The sequence below is a fragment of the uncultured Paraglaciecola sp. genome (assembly GCF_963977085.1).
Taxonomy (GTDB): Bacteria; Pseudomonadota; Gammaproteobacteria; order Enterobacterales; family Alteromonadaceae; genus Paraglaciecola.
Genome location: NZ_CAXBNC010000024.1, coordinates 14,423 through 34,264, shown reverse-complemented (window position 1 = coordinate 34,264; position 19,842 = coordinate 14,423). Strand labels below are relative to the sequence as shown.

Below are 19,842 nucleotides of genomic sequence, written 5' to 3'. Positions count from 1 at the left end.
ATTAATCCTGATGTTGAATAACATTCAATTGGCTGCCTTGTACATTATTTCGACCTGCATTCTTTGCATTGTAAAGTTGTTTATCTGCCAACGCTAAAATACTGTCTTCTGGTTGGTTTAACTCAGCTATTGCGGTACCTATTCCGGCGCTAATAGTGAGGTTTACGGACTCATCTTCTGCTTGTATGGTGGTTTTTTCTATTTCAGATCTAAGTTGCTCTACTAAGATCATCGCACCTTCTAGGTCGGTACTGGGTAAAATAAGCGCAAACTCTTCGCCACCGTATCGGCACACGTCATCACTGGGTCTTTTTAAGGCTTTTTCTAGGGTGCGCGCTACAGACTTAATGCACTCGTCGCCAACTAAATGACCATATTGGTCATTCACCTTTTTAAAGTGGTCGATATCCATCATGACAATAGACAATTGGGTCTGTTCTCGTCGACTTCTACGTACTTCTGCTTGGTATTTTTTGTCGAAATAACTGCGGTTACGGATCCCAGTTAAGGCATCTAAAGTATTTTTTTCTTTTAGTTCACGATTAGTTTCAGATAACTCACGCAGCGCAATTTCTAATTCTAAAGTACGTTCCTGCACTTTATATTCAAGCTCTTCGGTCGCGCTTTCTTGTAATAACAATAAGTCCTTTTGGGCATGTTGAGCTTGTCTTTCTTTGTTTAATAACTCTGCTTGTGTATTAATCAGGGCTTGGCGTTGTTCATTGTGACTAATGGCCAGAATGAGTGCTAAAAGCAGGGTTTCGATTCCTGCACCTAACATCAATAAATAGTATGAAGGTAAGCTAAAGTTTACAAGGTTAAGTGCGTCTAGACTGACGGCAAAACCACTGCAGAAAAGTACAGCGGAAGCCAAAGTATAGTATCCAGCAACTTTTAAACCCTTGATCCACAACCCAATAACCACAGCCAAGATAACGAGCTCACTGACACATAAAATCACTAAAAAGGTTTTTAGAAATACAGGAAGTGGTACAAACAAACTGAAGATCACACCCAGTAAAAAAACAGCGGCTATTATTCTGAGAAGTGTACTTAGTTTGTTATTAAAAGCTTTGACGTTAAGTAACCCAAGACAAAATATAATCGATAACCACACAGTCAAGTTGGCAAAAATGCCTACGGCATGTTGTTGTAGCCATGGATAATTAGGCCAAATGTAGCGATAGCCTAATCCTTGTATGGCCGATAAAGTTAACGCTATGCAAATGACATAGCCACTGTAGATTAAAAATATTGGGGAGCGGGTCGTGATGAAAAAGAATAGATTACTTAATCCCATTGCTAACATCAGCCCAAAGAAACCGCCCATGACTAAACTGTTTTTACTGGTATAGGCTAAGTAGTCTTGTTGTTGCCATACATTTAACGGTATTCGCATCGCGCCTTTTGTATAAACACTGATATACACATCAACAGGGTACTCACTTATTGGTACCGGAAAAATGAAATTTTCATGTTCAACTATACGTTCTGGGAAAACCAAGGTGTCGCCAATTGTATATTGGGAGAGCACTTTATTGTGCTGCACAAACCAAAGCTTAACTTTGTCTAATAATGGGTAGTCTATTTCTACTAACCGGGCGTTTGTTGGGGTGACATTATTGAGTGTGAATTTAAACCAATGTAGGTCATTAGACATTTCTAGTGACGCTAGATTCTGGTTATATTGCTGCCAACTATTGTTGGGGAGATTCAGAATATCAGTAATCGACAACTCACTTTCTGGATCAACCAAATGTGAAATATTCTGTACTTGTGTATTACTTGGACGCAGTGGATCGAAAACACTTGTAGTAACAAAAATTGCCGCTGTACCTAAGATGCCCATAATAAAGACAAATAACAGCCAGTCATTGTTTAATACATGCTTAAAAGAGCTATTTCCCATGATCAGCTCTTTTATTCAGAATATTGAACAACGCCCTTGAATTGGCTTGGCTAGACACTTGCAATGTGTGTATATCAGTTGCCATTAATGCAGCCACTTCTGCAGCTATAAAAGGCAGGTAGGCAGGCTCGTTATTACCCTTATCTAGCTTACGGTTGTTGGCGAGACCTTTGGGGCGCAAGTAAGGTGCGTCAGTTTCCAATAAGATACGATTTAATGGCAGAGACTTGACCGCTTCACGTAAGTCTTGGCCGCGTTTAAGGTCACAAACCCAACCCGTTATTCCAATATATAGGTCCAAATCTAAGTAACTATGCATTTGTTCAATCGTGCCGGTAAAACAGTGAACAACGCCCCCCTTTAACTCATTGCGATATTTTGACAGTAGTTGAATCTGCGCATCAAATGCGTCGCGCTCATGCAAAAATACCGGTAAACCTAGTTCACAAGCTAATTTAAGTTGCTCCTCAAAGGCAAAGAGTTGTTCTTGGGGGCTAGAAAAGTTTCGATTAAAATCTAAACCACATTCACCTATAGCCACAACTTGTTTCGATTTGGCTAAGGTTTTTAGGGTGTTGATTGTTTCAAGGGTAAATTGGCTGGCGTCATGTGGATGAATGCCTATTGTTGTGGATAAGTGATTGGGATGTTGTTCTGCTAAGTGAAGGGCTTTCTGACTCTTTTCTAAGTTAGTACCTGTAATAATGATATGGGACACTTGTGCCGCTAAAGCGCGTTCAAATACTGTCTTGAAAGACAAACGTTGGTCAGTAAAATTAACGCCTATATCACACCAAGACATGTGTTTACCTCATTCGTTCAATACACAAAAAAACAAGGCTCGATTTTAACTAATAGATTTTTCGAGTTTGAGCCTAGCCCAACAAAGATCGTCACACTACATTTAGGAACATCGTTCAAGGAACATCCTGCTGCTCTTGATCTGATTTATTACGAGAATAAATACTGCCAACTACTATGCCAAACTCATACAAAATCCACATAGGTATGGCGAGTAATGTCTGAGAGATAATATCCGGTGGTGTGAGCAACATGCCCACTACAAACACGCCGACAATAACATAGGGGCGTTTTGCTCGAAGCGCATCTGGTGTGGTCATGCCTGTCCAGCACATTAAAACAACCGCCACAGGGATTTCAAAAGCCAAACCAAAAGCGAAAAATATTTTCAGTACAAAATTAAGGTAACTACTAATATCGGTATTAATAACTACGCCTTCTGGCGCCACGCTAGAGAAGAATGCAAAGGCCAAGGGGAAAACCACATAATAAGCAAAGGCCATACCTAAATAAAACAATAGTGTGCTTGAGAGCAATAGCGGCGCCACCAAGCGTTTTTCGTTTTTATATAACCCCGGCGCTACAAAACCCCATATTTGATACAGTATTACTGGAATAGCAATAAAAAACGACAACACCATAGTCAGTTTAAAAGGAGCAAAGAAAGGAGAGGCTACGTCAGTGGCAATCATTTGTGCGTCTTCTGGCAGAGTGTCTAATAAAGGCGTTGCTAACCAGTGATACAAATCTTGGGCAAAATAAACCAAGCATAAAAACACCACAAACACACTAACCACGGCCTTTAAGACACGGCCTCTGAGCTCTATTAAATGAGCAATTAAGCTATTTGGATCAGCCATATCTACTCTTTAGAATAAGGTTTTTGAACGGACTTAGCAGCATCGCGAAGTTCATCGACAGATTTTTGTAATTCAGGAGACAGGTTTTCTAAGTTTTGTTGTTCGGCTTTTTTCAAATTTTCATGTAATTCATGAATTTTGAATTGTTGCTCCACTTCCTGGCGAAAACCACTTGCCATACCTTTAATGCTGCGAACTGTTTTCATGGTAGAGCGAATAGCACCGGGTAACCTTTCAGGTCCCAATACCACTAAACCGACAACCGCAATAATCAACAGTTCGAAAAAGCCGATATCAAACATTAATTATGCTCTTTTTTTTCGCTCTTGGTTTGCTGAACAGGCTTTTCTGCGTCGACAGCGGATTTATCTTCGACTTTCTCTTTAGCAACAAAATCAGCGTCCGTTTCTTTATCATCGTCACTCATGGCTTTTTTAAAACCTTTCATTGCAGAGCCTAAATCTCCACCTAAACCACGTAATTTCTTAGTGCCAAAAAGTAACACTACGATAACTAAAATAATCAGCAACTGCATCGGGCTAATACCAAACATAAAATACTCCTAGAAACTGTATGGAATTCATTATACTTAGCTTATTGGAAAGGTCACTGGATTTGATAGGCAAATCTCAGATGTTTGACTTTTTGAACACTAATTGCGGTAATCTTAATTCTGCCAACACCCATTGCTTGCGGATATTAGTAAGGAAAAGTGTGAAAAAAGCTCCTTTATTGTTTTTTGTCAGTATCGCGCTTATAACAAATAGTCATGCGCAAGAGACAAAAGAAGATTATCCATGGTTAGATACCATGCATCAAAGCATTGCCTCATCGGTCAACTCTAGTGCTATGTGGTTTGATGATTTTTTTGCGCTTAAGGAGTTTACTCATAATGAACAGGCCTATGGTGAGGCACGCATTCGCTTAGGTTGGGAGCCCAGAAGTCGGCATTTCAATGAATTTGAAACTCGTTTTAAAATTAGAGTGAAATTGCCCAACCTAAAAAATCGTGTGGATTTAGTTTTTTCTGACTACGACGATGACAGACCAAATAATGACATCCAAGCGTCGGGTAATAATGCCTTTGAAGAAAGAAATCGATTCAGTTTAGCCCTGCGCTGGCGAAGCAGTCCTGAGAGTGGCTTATCCCATCGTATTGGCGTGGGGCGTCGACTACAGGCGTTTGTTAAAAGTCGCTACCGCAACACTCATTTGTTGTCTGAAAAAACTAACCTACATTGGGAGACCTCGGCCTACATGTATAGTAGTGACGGATTAGGGGCAAATTTTTCTTGGCAATTAGCCCATAGTGCCACTAAAAACTCAATATTCAGGTGGAATAATAATTTCTATTATAGAGATAATAGTAACGATTGGTTATGGCAACATAGCTTGCAAAAACTGACACAATTCGATGAAAAAAATGCCTTGATTGCAGGTTTTTATATTGAAGGCCTAAGTCGACCAAATTACCATTTGGATGAATATTTAGTGAGTCTTAGGTGGCGTAAAAATGCCCTACGTAAGTGGCTATTTTATGAGGTTGAGCCTTTTATTTTGTGGCGCCGCGACGAAGATTTTAAAGCTTCTTACGGCATTGCTTTGAGACTTGAAGGTTATTTTGGCGATAGCTAGTGATTCGCAGCTATGACAGTTTATGACAAACCTAAGAAGTTTTAAAACGCCAAGCAAGGATCCAACTCACCCATCCCACGGTTAAACTGCAAACACTTGGCCACCAATGTGGTTGATAAATTGGCAATATCGCTGCGCAAACAATAAAGGTGGCGCCCACCAAAAGTAACTGTGAGCTACGGTGTTGCTGTCTTAATTGTTGTTGTTGCAATTCAAATTGTAGTTTTTGCTGCTCAGGTAATTTTTTAACTTGTTTTAAGGTGTCAAACACTAAGTCCGGTATTTCGGGTAATTTCTCAGACCAGTAAGGCAGATTAGTTGAAATCTTTTGATACATGGCTTTTAACCCAATTTGTTCTTTCATCCAGTTCTCTAAAAATGGTTTGGCGGTTTTCCACAAATCAAGCTGTGGGTATAACTGACGGCCTAAGCCTTCAATGTACAGTAGGGTTTTTTGTAGCAATACCAGTTGTGGTTGGATCACCATATTAAAACGTCTAGCGGTGTTAAACAGTTGCAGTAAAACGTTACTAAATTCAATTTCAGCTAAAGGCTTCTGAAAAATAGGCTCGCACACTTTGCGAATCGAAGCTTCAAAGTCGTCGATATCGGTATTCGAGGGTACCCATCCTGAGTCCACATGTAATTCAGCTACTTTACGATAGTTTCGATTAAAAAAAGCGATAAAATTTTCTGCTAAATAACGTTTGTCTTCACTATTTAGGGTGCCAACTATGCCAAAATCTATGGTGATATATTGGGGATCATTAGGGTTAACCGTGGATACAAAAATATTGCCGGGATGCATATCCGCATGGAAAAAACTGTCTCTAAAAACTTGCGTAAAAAATACTTCAACACCACGTTCAGCCAATTTTTTCATATTGGTATCACGAGCCACTAATTGTTTGACATCAGAAATAGGTGTACCGTAAATGCGTTCCATTACCATCACGTTTTTATGGCTGTAGTCGCTATAGATGGTCGGAACATACAAAGCCGTTGAGTTTTCAAAATTGCGCTTAAACTGAATGCCATTAGCGGCTTCGTGAGTTAAATCTAATTCATCGATTATAGTGCGTTCGTATTCTTCGACCACTTCAACTGGGCGTAAACGTTTGCCATCGGGTAATAAGTTCTGCAATGCACTGGCTACGGTGCGCATCAATTCAATATCAGATTGAATAGTGTGTTTAATGTTGGGGCGAATAACTTTAACAATCACATCTTGATTGCCATCTTTTAGTTTGGCGGCATGTACTTGTGCGATTGATGCTGAGGCTAATGGTTTAGTTTCAAATTCACTAAACACCTCTTCGAGCTCCGCCAAACCTAAGGCTTGGCGAATAATTTGTTTTGCAACTTCAGGGTCAAATGGCTCAACTTGGTCTTGCAGTATAGACAACTCAGTCGCCAAATCCGCAGGTAACAAATCTTTGCGAGTAGATAACATCTGCCCAAACTTGATAAATACTGGGCCTAATGTTTGTAACGCCAACCTAACACGTGTGCCTTGAGATTTATCTGGGTGTTTATTTCGCAACCAAAAAAAACTAATTCGGCCTAGTTTTGCATACCAAGGTAGCCATTTACTGGGAATGAGCTCATCTAGCCCGTGTTGCAACATCACCTTGTTAATCTGATAAAAGCGTAGAATTCTCACGTTAGCTATCTGTTCCTGTTTCGACTTTTTTGCCTTGCTCTAATAAAGCGATCCTGGCTGACAATCGTTCTGCTGCACTTCGTACTTCATTCACACCTAGGCTAAATTCGTATACTTCCTTTGGTTTGACCGCAATTGAATCACTTTGGGTTAAACGTTCACTCAGTTCAATCGCTCCTTGTTCTAATTGCATTTTAGCGGAATCGAACAAGGCTCTCATGCTAGCAAAGGTTTGGTGAGCCACCACATCGCCAGTGTACCCAGAGAGCTGCTCTTCCCAATCAATGTCTAACTCTTTGAGTAAGGTACTAAAGGTTTGTGCCACATAAATATCGCCGATTAGATTGAGCTGCTTTTGCTGAATAAGTTGGGTGAGTTGGCTGCTATCTTTGAGCTTGGGCAAGGTCTCTAAATTTAACTCAATTAAACAATCTACCATTTCAGAGGGTTCTAAACCTTCTTCAGCACCAATAACTGTGCGCACATCTATTTGCTCTGAAAAAGTAAAGAGTAATGGCCAAGGCAATTCTTTGACTGTTACTTGCAAAGATTTTCCGGCTAATTTTTTCAAGCGTTCTTGGCTATCTTCATCGAGCTTAAGCAATTGATTTATCGCCAACTCGATACCTGAAGTCATTAATTGAGCAAAAGGCATACTAAAATTTAAAGCCTCTATGCAGCGCGACTATACCACCTGTTAAGTTATGGTATGTGGTGTGTTCAAATCCTGCGGTATCCATCATAGTTTTGAGTACTTCTTGCTCTGGGTGCATGCGAATAGACTCGGCTAAATATTGATAACTATCTGCGTCATTAGCCACAAGCTGACCAATTTTAGGCAACAAATGGAACGAATACATATCGTAGGCCTTATTTAACATTTCGTTTGTGGGTTTTGAAAATTCCAACACCAACAAACGACCGCCAGGTTTTAATACTCGATACATTGACGCTAACGCTTTGTCTTTATCTGTGACGTTTCTCAGTCCAAACGCAATAGTAATAATATCAAAACTGTTATCTGGGAAGGGGAGTGCTTCGGCATTCGCTTGCACATATTGCACATTGCCTACTATGCCTTTATCACGCAATTTATCCCGGCCCACTTTTAACATGGCATCATTGATATCCGCCAATATCACCTGCCCTGACTCGCCAACAATACGCGAAAACTTAGCGGTTAAATCCCCTGTGCCTCCGGCTAAATCCAACACTTTGTGTCCAGCACGGGCACCGCTGCAATCTATGGTGTAACGTTTCCATAAACGATGCACACCCAAAGACATCAAGTCATTCATAATGTCGTATTTGGCTGCGACCGACTGAAACACTTCTTTAACCATATTCACTTTTTGGCTGGACTCTACCTGCTTAAAGCCAAAGTGAGTGGTTTGTTCTTCTGGTGTTTTAGTTTCAGGTGTTTCAGACGCGCTCATGAGTGTTCCTTGGATATCAATTGCAGCTAGTTTACCCAATTAAAGCGTGCGCCAACAGTGAATGTTTGTAGCTTTTTGAATGAGGTGGTTTGGTTAACAAGAGTATTGGAGGATATTAATAGCATAACCTCAGCCGATAATATTGTAATCGACTGAGGAGAGGGCGTATTAAAAGTTAAAGTGAGGCAATTATTTTATCTAAACCTTGTTTGGATTTTTTAACTGCTTGCATCGAAGATAGCCCATCTGGATATTCTTCTTGCTCTAAGACTAACCAACGTGTACCCCCTACTTGAGCTTGAGTTTTAATCAAAGTTGCCCAGTCGTACTGGTCTTCTCCTAGAATAGGGCTTGCACCTTGAGGAGTTCTATTTTTACCATGATAGTTACGTATCTTGATATGAGTAGTTAATGTGCGTCCGGCGTAACGTTTAACGTATTCAACGGCATCTTTGTCTGCAAAGTTTACCCAACCTACATCTAGCTGAAGTAATACATTTTGTGGGGTGTTTTTGGCAATGTAATCCCAATAAGTCGATTCTTGATATGCGTCGAATTCTTTGTCGTGATTATGGTAACCAATCAACATGCCTTTTTGGGCAAGTTTGCTAGATAATTCTGTTAATTCCGAGGTTAAACTTGCCACGCCATCGGCACTCCAGGCTCGACTATCCATAGGCACAACAACTAAATCAACGCCTAATACTTTTAAGAAGTTGAGTGTCGGTTCTAATTTGTCGCCTCTTAGGCCTTCAAAACCAACGTGCGCTCCACTAGCTTTTAGACCCAAAGAGGTTAAATATTCTTTTAACCCTTCTGGATTATTTGAAAATTCACCAAAATTTCCGGCAAACTCTACACCTTGAAATCCCATATCTGCGAGCTGTTGTAAAGTGCCTTTAAAGTCTTTTTCAAGGGCATCTTTGACTGACCATAATTGCACACTCACAGGAGGGGCTATAGTTTTTTCTTCTTTGTTGTTTTGTGAGGCAGAGCAAGCCGTTAGTCCGATTAAAGTCAGCGCTAAATAGCAAGAAAGTAAAATTTTATTCATGTTTTCACCTTTGGTTAACGTAATTATAGGTTGAGCTTGGTTGTGATTTAAAATTAATGTGACATTTTTACCAGTGCGATTTGTTGCAATGGGATTGAATCAGAGGCTAAAAACTCGAACAAAATTTGCAAACCATCCTGATCGTCTTGTGCTAATACCACTACTAATATGGTGGTTTCTATATCAAGCAAAGGCCTATTTAAAAGGCCTTTGCTAACAATTATCGGATTACTGGGAAACCTTATATTCAACAACTCCAAAGCTTGAATACGAATATTGGTAGCAGTAGTGTGCTCTTCAGTCATTTTTGTCAAAACAGTTGCAGCTAATTCATAATTGTATTGATGTGTAATACCCATGGCTTGAAGCAACACTTTGCCTTTGGTATTGAACAAAATCCCAGGTAGATACCGTAAAACTAAAGTATTCATAGGCGCTCGGGATTGATTTCCTAAACTAGGTAAGCCGTTAATTAGCGTCAATGGGATTAATGTCATTCCAACCTGCAATGGCTGCTAGTGCTTCTGAGGTAAGTCGCTGATTTAGGCCCATGTGGCGAGCATAAAACAGCAGATGTTTTGCATTTTCAGCAACCGAAGATAAAGGACTCACTAAAAAGTCCATGAAGAGCACAGTATTTAAACAATTCATTGTTAAATTTATGTAAATGTAACATTAGCAAGATGGTAGCTAAAAACTTAAATTTTGAGTAGGTAGTATTCAGTCGCCAATGCAATAAATTCGGCGTTTTTTGAGGCGATATATTTAAAATAGAACTAATAGAGAAATTATCTTACTGTTGATTAAAATAACCAGAACACTGGCTAGATATAATTATCTCCGACACTTTTAGAGATAATCATACTCAATTCCTGTAATGACAGGCCGCTTTGTTGTTGCAGTTCGTTAAAGCTTTGCTGAATGGCAGTTAGGCTTCGTTTGGATTGTACAGAACCAGAAATAATATCGCGATTGGTAAAATAACTCACCACATCATTAGTTAGTAAAAAGGTATCTTTACCCATAGCCCGCAAACCATAAGGGCCAGTGTTACCGCCGAGTCTAGCGCCATGTTTTTTTAAATAAGCCCAAAGGCCAATAATATCTTCACTTGGCCAATCAGCAACAAACTTTGCAAAACTACCATGCTCGCGAGCAACTGTATCAATCATTATGGCGTTGTCTCGGATCGTCCGAACTTTGGTATAATTGCGAATAATACTTGGGTCTGTGGCCTTTTGTTCGAGCATTTCATCAGGTATTAAAAGTATTTTTTCGATATTAAAATCAAAAAATACTCGCTCAAAATCAGGCCATTTATTTCTCACCACTCGCCAAACAAAGCCCGACTGGAATACTTTTTTAGTGAACTCGGCTAAAAATCTATCGTCACCAATTTGACTCAGTGTGTGATTGTCCAGAGGCGTGTCGATTATGGCTGACAAGGCTTGCGGGCCTCCTTTTCGCTCGCAGGCTCGTTGATTGATTTGTTTAAAGGTTTCCAAATTAAGCATGTTTTCTACTTTTTAATATCTGTGGTCGCAGGTAAGTGGCAAGACTATAATTCTAAGTAAAAGGGGTTAACCACCGAGCGCTGAGCTACAAAGAGGCTACGGGCACAGAGAATCAGGATTACCCCGACTTTGTTCTGTGCCCTTTTCGATCTCTGTGGTTTTAGGTCTTTTGTCTTTTTAGTCGCCCTGCTTTATTAGCAATGGCTTTAAGCGGTTATGCCAGAATGACGGAGTAAAGCATCCACTTCAGGCTCTCTACCTCTAAACGCTATAAACAACTGCATGGGGTCTTTGCTTCCTCCCATTTCTAGTATGTTAGTCAAAAAGTCATGGCCTGTTTGACGATTAAAAATCCCTTCTTCTTCAAAACGACTGAAAGCGTCAGATGAAAGCACTTCAGCCCATTTGTAGCTGTAATAACCCGCAGCATAACCGCCGGCAAAAATATGTCCAAAGCTATTTTGAAAACGATTAAAACTAGGTGGAATGAGCACTGCAACTTGCTTACGTACCTCGTCTAACCATTGCTGCACATTGGTTTCTCCAGCAACAAAATTTTCATGCAAACCAAAATCAAATAAACTAAATTCTAGCTGCCTGAGCATCTGCATGGCTGATTGAAAGTTGCGGGCTGCTAACATATTCTCAAGTAAAACTTTAGGAAGCGGCTCGCCTGTTTCAAAGTGCCCAGAAATAAAACTTAAGGCTTCTGGTTGCCAGCTCCAATTTTCTAAAAATTGGCTAGGTAATTCTACTGCATCCCAAGGCACGCCGTTGATGCCCGACACGCCACCTACGTTTATTTTTGTCAGCATATGGTGGATGCCATGACCAAATTCATGGAACAAAGTGACCACTTCGTCGTGGGTAAATAACGCGGGTTTGTTTCCTACCGGGCCATTAAAGTTGCAGGTTAAATAGGCAACTGGATATTGCTGGCTACCGTCTAATTTTTGTCTGCGCACTTGGCATTCGTCCATCCAAGCGCCACCGCGCTTTTTCTCACGAGCAAATAAATCAAAGTAGAAGCTGCCACGCAGTGCACCAGTCTCGTCATGAATATCATAAAAACGCACATCTTTATGCCATGTGTCTACGTTGTCGCGAGGTGTTATGGTTAAGTCGTATAAACGTGATATCACCTCAAACAAACCTTTCACAACAGTATTTTCGGGAAAGTAGGGGCGCAATTGTTCATCAGAAATTTTGTAGGTTTGCTCTTTTAACTTTTCACTGTAATAAGCGTAATCCCAAGCTTGTAATTTATCTGTTTGATAGTGTTCTTGGGCATAAGCGGTAAGAGTCTGAATATCTTGTTGTGCCTGTGGTTTGGAGCGTTTTGCTAAGTCTTGTAAAAAGCCATTTACTTGCTCACTTGAATTGGCCATTTTACTTGCTAATGAATATTCAGAGAAATGTTTAAAGCCTAATAGTTGCGCTAGTTCCTGCCGTAAACCTAAGGTTTCGTTGATGATTTCGGTATTATCCCATTTACCTGCATTCGGCCCCTGATCAGATGCTCGAGACGTATAAGCGCGATACATTTCTTCTCGTAACTTTGCGCTATCTGCATGGGTCATAACGGGTAAATAACTTGGAATGTCTAAGGTAAATAACCAGCCAGTTAGATTTTTACTTTCGGCTAATTGTTTAGCCGCTTCTAAAGCTGATTCGGGTAATCCAGCTAGTTGCGATTCATCAGTAATTTGCTTTTGCCAGCCTAAGGTTGCATCCATTACATTATTGCTAAAGGTTGACCCTAGGTCTGATAAACGACTTTGTATTTCGGCATAACGCGCCTTTTTGGTGTCATCCAAAGCCACACCTGATAGTTTAAAATCTCGAATAGCATGGGAGATCACTTTTTGTTGCGCTTCTGATAAGTCAGCAAAACTATCACTAGCTTCGATTTGGCAATAGGCGTTGTACAAGTCCGTGTTTTGGCCAACCCAAGTACCGTATTCAGATAAATAAGGTAAACAGGCATCATGGGCTTCTCGAAGTTCATCATTGCTGACCACTGAGTTCATATGCGAAACAGGAGACCATTTACGACTAAGTTGATCGTCTATTTCTTCAATAGGCGCCACTAGGCTATCCCAGCTGTAAGTGTTTTGATTCAACAACTCGGTAATTTTAGTTTTACAGGCTTCAATAGCTTGTTTGATAGCGGGTTGAATATGCTCAGGTTTGATGGCCGAAAATTTGGGGAGGCCAGATAAGTCAGTAATAGGGTTGCTCATAAAAGTACTCTTCTCTTTACAGTTATTCAAAGAAATTGGGTTGCTTAGACGAAATCTCAATAGCAGACCGCTTGTTGGTGTATTAAATTTTTGCCTGTGTAATTTAATTTCAGTATTGTCGTTCTATCTAATCCTAGAATTCCATCGACTGACTAGATTGCATTAATAGATAAATTGCGGTGTCATTTTTGTCAGTTAAGCTTTATCTTCAACTAAATATTTTTAATTAGGCAGATTCATGGCAGATTTTGATTATATATGTATTGGTGGCGGCAGTGGCGGTATCGCTTCGGCAAATCGTGCCGCTAAACACGGTAAAAAAGTAGCATTGGTAGAAGCAAATGCGATTGGCGGTACTTGCGTCAATGTGGGCTGTGTTCCGAAAAAAGTCATGTGGTTTGGCGCTCATGTCGCTGAAGCAATTAACCTGTATGCACCTGATTATGGTTTTGATGTCACAGTGAATAACTTCAATTGGCAAACCTTAGTGGATAGCCGCGAAGCCTACATAAAACGTATTCACGGTAGTTATGGAAGTGGTTTCGAAAAAAATGGGGTGACCTTAATCAATGGTTTCGCCACTTTTGTGAATAAAAACACTATCGAAGTGAACGGTAAGCAGTACACCGCAGATCATATATTGATTGCCACAGGTGGACGCCCTACGCAGCCTAAAATTCCAGGTGCTGAATTGGGCATCGATTCAAATGGTTTCTTCGACCTAACAGAGCAACCTAAGCGGGCTGTTGTCGTTGGTGCTGGTTATATCGCAGTTGAACTAGCAGGTGTCATGCACGCGCTGGGCACAAAAACCGACTTAGTGGTTCGTAAACATGCGCCACTGCGTACTTTTGACACTATGTTATCTGAGACTTTGGTAGAGCTTATGGCTCAAGATGGTCCAACTTTACATACCCATGCCACACCTACTCAAGTGATAAAAAATTCTGATGGCTCTTTAACTATTGAATTTGAAAGCGGCAAGTCAATCGATACTGATTGTGTGGTTTGGGCAATAGGCCGTGAACCCGCCAACGATAGAATAGGCTTAGAAAATACCGGTGTTGAGTTAAACGAACGTGGCTACATTAAAGTCGATAAATTCCAAAATACTAACGTCGACGGCATTTACGCAGTGGGCGATAACATTGGTTACGTTGAATTAACTCCTGTAGCAGTTAAGTCTGGTCGTTTGTTATCTGAACGTTTATTTAATGGGCAAACCAACGCGCATATGGACTACTCCCTAATTCCTACAGTTGTTTTTAGTCATCCACCTATTGGTACAATTGGCTTGAGTGAAGCTGAAGCCATTGAGGAATATGGCGAAGCTAATATCACTGTTTACAACTCAGGTTTTGCGGCTATGTACACGGCTGTCACTAAACATCGCCAAATGACTCGCATGAAGTTGATATGTGCAGGCGAAAACCAAAAAGTAGTAGGTTTGCACGGTATAGGCGCAGGAATGGATGAAATACTCCAAGGCTTTGGCGTAGCAATGAAAATGGGCGCAACTAAGGCTGATTTTGATTCTTGTGTGGCGATCCACCCAACCAGTGGCGAGGAGTTTGTTACCCTCAATTGATTTTCTAAAAGAACAATAGTGTTTAATTGCCTGAATATGTCGCAGAGATATTCAGGCTTTTTTTTGTCTAATCTAGAGTACTAAACAAATTCCAAGGGTTATTCACTTGTTAGCAAAAAAGGGGGGATGAGATAGATCGAAACTGCCATGTCTTTTTAATAACCGCTTTTGCAAGAAACTTTCACTACATTAAATGTTAATTGTTATAGGATGTTTATTAACCACAGTTTAACAGTTGGGAAGCGCAGTTCGCAGAATACAGTTTTATTTTTTCTTATGTATAAACCCATAGTCAACATGATTAAGTGGTGTGAATAAAGTTTAAAAATAAGGTATTACCATGGATATGAGTTTGTTTTTTGTGGCTGGAGCAGGGATAGCATTATTACTGTTTCTGGTTATCACTTTAAGTGTTCCTGCTTTTCTCGCTCTGTTAGTCACTAGTCTGTTGGTGGGGCTAGGGTCTGGTTTAGAACCACAACAAGTTATTATCTCTATTAAGAATGGTATGGGTGGCACACTAGGCTTTGTGGCCATTGTTGTTGGATTAGGTGCCATTCTGGGGCAAATACTAGAAAGCTCTGGTGGCATTGAACGTATTGCTGGCAGTTTAGTGCGTTCATTTGGGCCAGAAAAAGTGCAATGGAGTTTAGGTTTTACGGGTTTTATTGTGGCTATACCGGTATTTTTTGATGTGGCCTTTATTATTTTAGCGCCACTGTTATATGGACTAGCCAACCGTTCTGGGCGCTCACTTTTATTTTATGCAATCCCCCTATTAGCGGGATTGGCTATCACCCATAGTTTTATCCCCCCTACGCCCGGCCCTATTGCTGTTGCTGAGTTGATTCATGCCGATTTGGGCTGGGTTATCTTATTTGGCGCATTAACAGGGATCCCCGCAATGATTATCGCTGGTCCCTTGTTTGGTAAATTTATTAGTAAAAGAATTTTCATTACTGTGCCTGATGCGCATAAAACTCAAGAGAAACCTTCTGAAGTACCTGCACCAAGTTTTGCATGGGTTGCCTCAATTATTTTATTGCCATTAATGCTGATAATGTTGGCCACTACTAGCCCTTTTTTTCTGCCTCAAGATAGTGTGTTATTAGCGATCCTTAGCTTTTTAGGTCATCCATTTGTGGCGCTAACTATGGCGACAATATTGGCGCTGTTGGTTGCTCATAAAAAATGTGACTTAAATAAACAGTCACTGCTTAAAATCGCTAATAAAGGTTTAGAGCCTGCAGGTGTTGTTATTTTGATTACCGGTGCGGGTGGCGCGTTTAAACAAGTATTGATTGATTCCGGGGTAGGACAGATGTTGGCTTCGGTATTTATCGAAGCGCAATTTTCAGTATTGGTCTTAGGGTTCTTATTGGCGGCTATTACGCGGATTGCCCAAGGTTCGGCAACAGTTGCCATGATTACTGGTGCCGGTCTCATCGCCCCAATATTGGAACTACAGCCCATGTCTGCCGCCATGTTAGGTTTATTGGTCATTGCAATATCGTCTGGTGCAACTATTATGTCACACGTCAATGATTCTGGCTTTTGGTTGGTGAGTCGTTATTTAGGTATGAGCGAAAAAGACACCTTAAAGAGCTGGACAGTTATGACCACTTTGATTTCATTGATAGGCTTAGTCAGTTGTTTGCTGATATCTCTATTTATTTAAGAGGCTAGTGTTGATAGACAAAATGGCTTGGCATTAATCACTCCACATAGCCTGTAACATTGTTGTCTAGACAAATTAATAAGCTGGGCTTACTCTTATTCGATATTTATAAATAAGGAACCATAATGTCTGACAAGGATCAGCCTGAACAACACGACATTGCTCCATCTTCAGAAATAATCACACCAGCCCCTTCTCTTGCTCCCGTCGCTCCCAATCAAAGAATAAACGCCTTAGACATATTGCGAGGCTTTGCACTGCTTGGCATTTTATTGATGAACATTGAGTGGTTTGGCCGACCCATTAGTAATCTTGGTGGTTTTAATCCTGACCTAACGGGTCTTGATCATGCGGCCGGTTGGCTTGTTAGATGTTTTGTAGAGGGGAAGTTTTATAAACTTTTTGCGCTTTTGTTTGGAATGGGCTTTGCGGTAATGTTAACTCAGGCAATGGACAAAGGCAGACCCTTTGGAGCATGGTTTACCCGCAGAATGTTCGTGTTATTTGTGTTTGGTTTATTACATATGTTTTTTTTGTGGCAAGGCGATATTTTACATGACTACGCTTTTGCTGGTTTGCTGATGTTGGGTTTTATTTATTTGTTACGCAAAAAACGTTTCCAGAAATTCAACAATCCTAGCTCTATATTAAAGTTGGCTTTGTGGTGGTTAAGTATTCCCATGCTAATGGCTAGTTTTGCTGGGGTAGGTTTTGGGGTGTTTTTAGACCGCCAATCTGTTTCTGAGCAATGGCAAGAAAGGCAAGAAATAAGAGTATTAGTTTCACAACTTGAAGCTGATGCTGAGGCTAAGGCGTTATTATCACCAGAAGTGGTGGAGCCAGAGATATCAGAGGAGTTACCAAAAGAGCTTACAAATGAGGTACAAGAGCAAGCTGATCCCGAATTAGTTGAAGAAGACCTTGTTGAATCAGAAGAGATTGAATTAACACCTCAAGAACAGGCACAACAGATCTTTGAATCTGAACAAGAGCATGAACAATCAGCTTTAGATGAAATCGCGGCCCTAAGAGATGGCAGTTATTGGCAGGCAACAGTGTTTAGAGCCAAGGCTTCGATGATGTGGTTAATATTTACACCAATTTTCGCTCTGACTTTGTTATTGCCTATCTTTTTACTTGGATATTGGCTAGTTGTATCCGGTGCGATCAAAGATCATGCACAATATCCTAAGCTATTTGGTTATATGGCTCGTATTGGTCTAGGTGTAGGATTATTTGTGACTGTAGGAGGATTAGTAATTATAGGGCACCCTGCAGTGGAGCATATACAACCTATTCAAGCAGTAGGGAATGTTCTATTTAATGGCGGTCAGTTTTTTATGGCTGCAGGTTATCTTGGACTGTTGATTAGGCTGTTAGACTCACCTAAATGGCAAAAGCTGTTAGCCAAATTAGCCCCGATGGGGCGTATGGCTTTAACCAATTACATTATGCATTCTATTATTCTATCTAGTCTATTTTATGGTTATGCGGGGGGACTTTATGGTGAAGTATCTCGGGCATCACAAATGTTAATTGTACTGGCGATAGTTATTATACAAATTCCATTGTCTAGCTGGTGGTTAAAGCACTACCAGTTTGGTCCCTTAGAATGGTTGTGGCGTTCGTTGACGTACAAAAAATGGCAATCTTTTAAGGTTTTAAGTGTTTCATAACATCAGGATAAACTGTTCTAAAAAATAGAACAAATTGGGCTGAATGTTGCGTTATTTTTTCAGAAGTAACGCGCCTATACTTTCCTCATTAACTTAAAAGAGGAAAGCATTATGTTAGTTTTAAGAAAATCATCACAGCGCGGTAGCTCAGATCATGGCTGGTTAAACAGCCGTTTTTCTTTTTCTTTTGCCGATTATTACGATCCTCAGCATATGGGGTTTTCGAAGCTACGGGTGATCAACGACGATAGTATTCAACCTAGTAAGGGGTTCGATACTCACGGGCACCGTGATATGGAAATTATCAGTTATGTACTCGAAGGTACAATCGCCCACAAAGATAGCCAAGGGAATATTGAAACTTTGCCAGCAGGTGAATTCCAATTGATGTCGGCAGGCAGCGGTATTTCACACAGTGAACATAATCCTTCGAGCACAGACGTCTTGAAATTGTTGCAGATTTGGATCGAACCTAAGGTCAAAGGACAAAAGCCTGGCTATCAACAAAAAAACTTTGGTCAAGACGAAGGTTTAATTCATATTATTAGTCCTGATGGTATAAATGGCACATTGCAGATCAAACAAGATATGCATCTCCATCAATTGATTTTATCTTCTGGAAAACAAACCCACTTAACCAGTGACCTGCCTAATCAATATGTGCACTTAGTCAGTGGTCTTTTGCAAGTTAATGGTGTTGTAATGGCACCTGGGGATGGGCTTAAAATTACTGATGAAGATGAGCTTGTTTTTACGTCAACTGGTGAAGAGTTGGTTAAGGCTTTAGTTTTTGAACTGCCTTAAAGGAAAACCAAGGCCAGTCGTATTTGAGCTATCACAATTACACCAATGTATTGTTACAAGTTACTGAGTCTTGCTCCTTTATTTGGGGAGAAATTGGCACATCAGCACTAAGCTTCATAAAGTAAAATTCAGGGATGAATTTTATAAAATCAAATCATCACAAATTTACTTATTTAATAACTGTTTTAGGCTTGTTACTTCTTTGACGTTACGCAGGTATATACTGTCTATTGCCGCTTCAGCTTGATTGCGATGTAAACCAAGTTGCATAAATAATTTATTCCCATCAGGTTTAGTTTGTACTGGTAGTTTGACAAGGGCAGGGTGGTGGTTAAACCATACACTAATATGTCCACTTTGTTGCGACTCAGACCATGTGATGGCCATTGCAATTTTATGCCATTCGCCAATCTGCAGCCTTTCTTGCCAGTGGATCTTGCGTTTTGGGAGACTGCTAAAAAATGACAATTCGGTGGCAATTTTGTGGTTTTCTATTTTAGGAGTTACAAAAAATCCCATGCTTTGCAGATAGCTGTTATCTGTTTCCCAATAAGCAATATTGTTAAGGGTTTTTATAGGTTTATCTAAAAAGAATTCCCAAGATAAAAAGGTACTTTCACCTTCGTTGGTTGTGCAGCCGTTGTGCTTAACTTCAGTTCTGGTGTGGCCGTTTGGCCAGGTTGAGTCTGGTGCAAGGGTCAGTTTGATAACCTGCGATTGGGTATCTAGTGGATCGTTAGTGATAGCTATATTATGTGGGTTAAGTTGGTAGTCCCACCCAGAGGTCTGACCATTTTCGACGGCAGCTTGCCAGTTCGGGCATGCGTTGGTGAATAAGGGTAAAAATAACAATAAGTTAAAAAATTTTATCAATTATAAAAGCCTTAATCACAATAAGTCTGATAATAGTGGAGTAATAAAGGGTACACTATCGCCATTAGCTGTGAAATATATGTTTGTCTAATAGCGATTGTTATTCTA

At 40.3% G+C, this 19,842-nt stretch carries 19 protein-coding genes; 5 read left to right on the top strand and 14 right to left on the bottom strand.

The window, feature by feature from the left end; translation table 11 throughout:
* Position 1: 1 nt before the first annotated feature.
* The 5 genes from AAC000_RS20185 to tatA form a co-directional block, all read right to left on the bottom strand.
* The gene (locus AAC000_RS20185; RefSeq protein ID WP_339725356.1) at positions 2-1,909 is read right to left on the bottom strand and encodes a diguanylate cyclase; all 1,908 of its coding nucleotides are present in this window, start codon (positions 1,907-1,909) and stop codon (positions 2-4) included.
* Complete coding sequence (locus tag AAC000_RS20180; protein WP_339725354.1) at positions 1,899-2,711, bottom strand: TatD family hydrolase; 813 nt, start codon at positions 2,709-2,711, stop codon at positions 1,899-1,901. The genes AAC000_RS20185 and AAC000_RS20180 overlap by 11 nt, the downstream gene beginning before the upstream one ends.
* A 115-nt stretch (positions 2,712-2,826) precedes the next feature.
* Positions 2,827-3,570: a twin-arginine translocase subunit TatC gene (gene tatC, locus AAC000_RS20175; RefSeq protein ID WP_339725352.1), complete on the bottom strand. Its 744-nt coding sequence runs from the start codon at positions 3,568-3,570 to the stop codon at positions 2,827-2,829.
* Positions 3,571-3,572: 2 nt separating this feature from the next.
* On the bottom strand, positions 3,573-3,872 hold the full coding sequence (gene tatB, locus AAC000_RS20170) for a Sec-independent protein translocase protein TatB (protein ID WP_339725350.1): 300 nt from the start codon (positions 3,870-3,872) through the stop codon (positions 3,573-3,575).
* Positions 3,872-4,123: a twin-arginine translocase TatA/TatE family subunit gene (tatA, locus tag AAC000_RS20165; RefSeq protein WP_339725348.1), complete on the bottom strand. Its 252-nt coding sequence runs from the start codon at positions 4,121-4,123 to the stop codon at positions 3,872-3,874. Before tatA ends, tatB begins: the two co-directional genes overlap by 1 nt.
* A 161-nt stretch (positions 4,124-4,284) precedes the next feature.
* Between tatA and AAC000_RS20160 the strand changes: the two genes are divergently transcribed.
* Positions 4,285-5,205: a hypothetical protein gene (locus tag AAC000_RS20160; RefSeq protein ID WP_339725346.1), complete on the top strand. Its 921-nt coding sequence runs from the start codon at positions 4,285-4,287 to the stop codon at positions 5,203-5,205.
* A gap of 31 nt (positions 5,206-5,236) precedes the next feature.
* Here the strand turns inward: AAC000_RS20160 and ubiB are convergent, their stop codons facing one another.
* From ubiB to prlC, 8 genes are all read right to left on the bottom strand, one after another.
* Positions 5,237-6,868: a ubiquinone biosynthesis regulatory protein kinase UbiB gene (gene ubiB / locus AAC000_RS20155; RefSeq protein WP_339725345.1), complete on the bottom strand. Its 1,632-nt coding sequence runs from the start codon at positions 6,866-6,868 to the stop codon at positions 5,237-5,239.
* A 1-nt stretch (position 6,869) separates the two neighbouring features.
* On the bottom strand, positions 6,870-7,523 hold the full coding sequence (locus tag AAC000_RS20150; protein ID WP_339725344.1) for an SCP2 sterol-binding domain-containing protein: 654 nt from the start codon (positions 7,521-7,523) through the stop codon (positions 6,870-6,872).
* A 1-nt stretch (position 7,524) separates the two neighbouring features.
* Positions 7,525-8,304, bottom strand: a complete 780-nt coding sequence (gene ubiE, locus AAC000_RS20145) for a bifunctional demethylmenaquinone methyltransferase/2-methoxy-6-polyprenyl-1,4-benzoquinol methylase UbiE (protein ID WP_339725342.1) — start codon at positions 8,302-8,304, stop codon at positions 7,525-7,527.
* 175 nt (positions 8,305-8,479) lie between these two features.
* The gene (locus AAC000_RS20140; protein WP_339725341.1) at positions 8,480-9,358 is read right to left on the bottom strand and encodes a sugar phosphate isomerase/epimerase; all 879 of its coding nucleotides are present in this window, start codon (positions 9,356-9,358) and stop codon (positions 8,480-8,482) included.
* 53 nt (positions 9,359-9,411) lie between these two features.
* The gene (locus AAC000_RS20135) at positions 9,412-9,855 is read right to left on the bottom strand and encodes a hypothetical protein (protein ID WP_339725340.1); all 444 of its coding nucleotides are present in this window, start codon (positions 9,853-9,855) and stop codon (positions 9,412-9,414) included.
* On the bottom strand, positions 9,827-9,970 hold the full coding sequence (locus tag AAC000_RS20130; protein WP_339725338.1) for a hypothetical protein: 144 nt from the start codon (positions 9,968-9,970) through the stop codon (positions 9,827-9,829). The genes AAC000_RS20135 and AAC000_RS20130 overlap by 29 nt, the downstream gene beginning before the upstream one ends.
* Positions 9,971-10,182: 212 nt before the next feature.
* Positions 10,183-10,872, bottom strand: coding sequence for a DNA-3-methyladenine glycosylase I (locus tag AAC000_RS20125; RefSeq protein WP_339725336.1), 690 nt, complete (start codon positions 10,870-10,872; stop codon positions 10,183-10,185).
* Between the two features lie 206 nt (positions 10,873-11,078).
* Positions 11,079-13,115: an oligopeptidase A gene (prlC, locus tag AAC000_RS20120; protein WP_339725335.1), complete on the bottom strand. Its 2,037-nt coding sequence runs from the start codon at positions 13,113-13,115 to the stop codon at positions 11,079-11,081.
* A gap of 238 nt (positions 13,116-13,353) precedes the next feature.
* Between prlC and gorA the strand changes: the two genes are divergently transcribed.
* The 4 genes from gorA (at position 13,354) to AAC000_RS20100 (ending at position 18,861) form a co-directional block, all read left to right on the top strand.
* Positions 13,354-14,703: a glutathione-disulfide reductase gene (gene gorA, locus AAC000_RS20115; RefSeq protein ID WP_339725333.1), complete on the top strand. Its 1,350-nt coding sequence runs from the start codon at positions 13,354-13,356 to the stop codon at positions 14,701-14,703.
* Between the two features lie 340 nt (positions 14,704-15,043).
* The gene (locus AAC000_RS20110) at positions 15,044-16,381 is read left to right on the top strand and encodes a gluconate:H+ symporter (RefSeq protein ID WP_339725331.1); all 1,338 of its coding nucleotides are present in this window, start codon (positions 15,044-15,046) and stop codon (positions 16,379-16,381) included.
* A 125-nt stretch (positions 16,382-16,506) separates the two neighbouring features.
* The gene (locus AAC000_RS20105) at positions 16,507-18,057 is read left to right on the top strand and encodes a DUF418 domain-containing protein (protein ID WP_339725329.1); all 1,551 of its coding nucleotides are present in this window, start codon (positions 16,507-16,509) and stop codon (positions 18,055-18,057) included.
* A gap of 111 nt (positions 18,058-18,168) precedes the next feature.
* Positions 18,169-18,861 (top strand): pirin family protein, encoded by a 693-nt coding sequence (locus AAC000_RS20100; RefSeq protein ID WP_339725327.1) that lies wholly within the window; start codon positions 18,169-18,171, stop codon positions 18,859-18,861.
* 165 nt (positions 18,862-19,026) lie between these two features.
* On the opposite strand, the gene AAC000_RS20095 is transcribed toward AAC000_RS20100, so the two are convergent.
* Positions 19,027-19,734 carry a heparin lyase I family protein gene (locus AAC000_RS20095; protein WP_339725325.1) on the bottom strand — a complete coding sequence of 236 codons (708 nt, stop codon included), beginning with the start codon at positions 19,732-19,734 and terminating at the stop codon, positions 19,027-19,029.
* Positions 19,735-19,842: the final 108 nt, after the last annotated feature.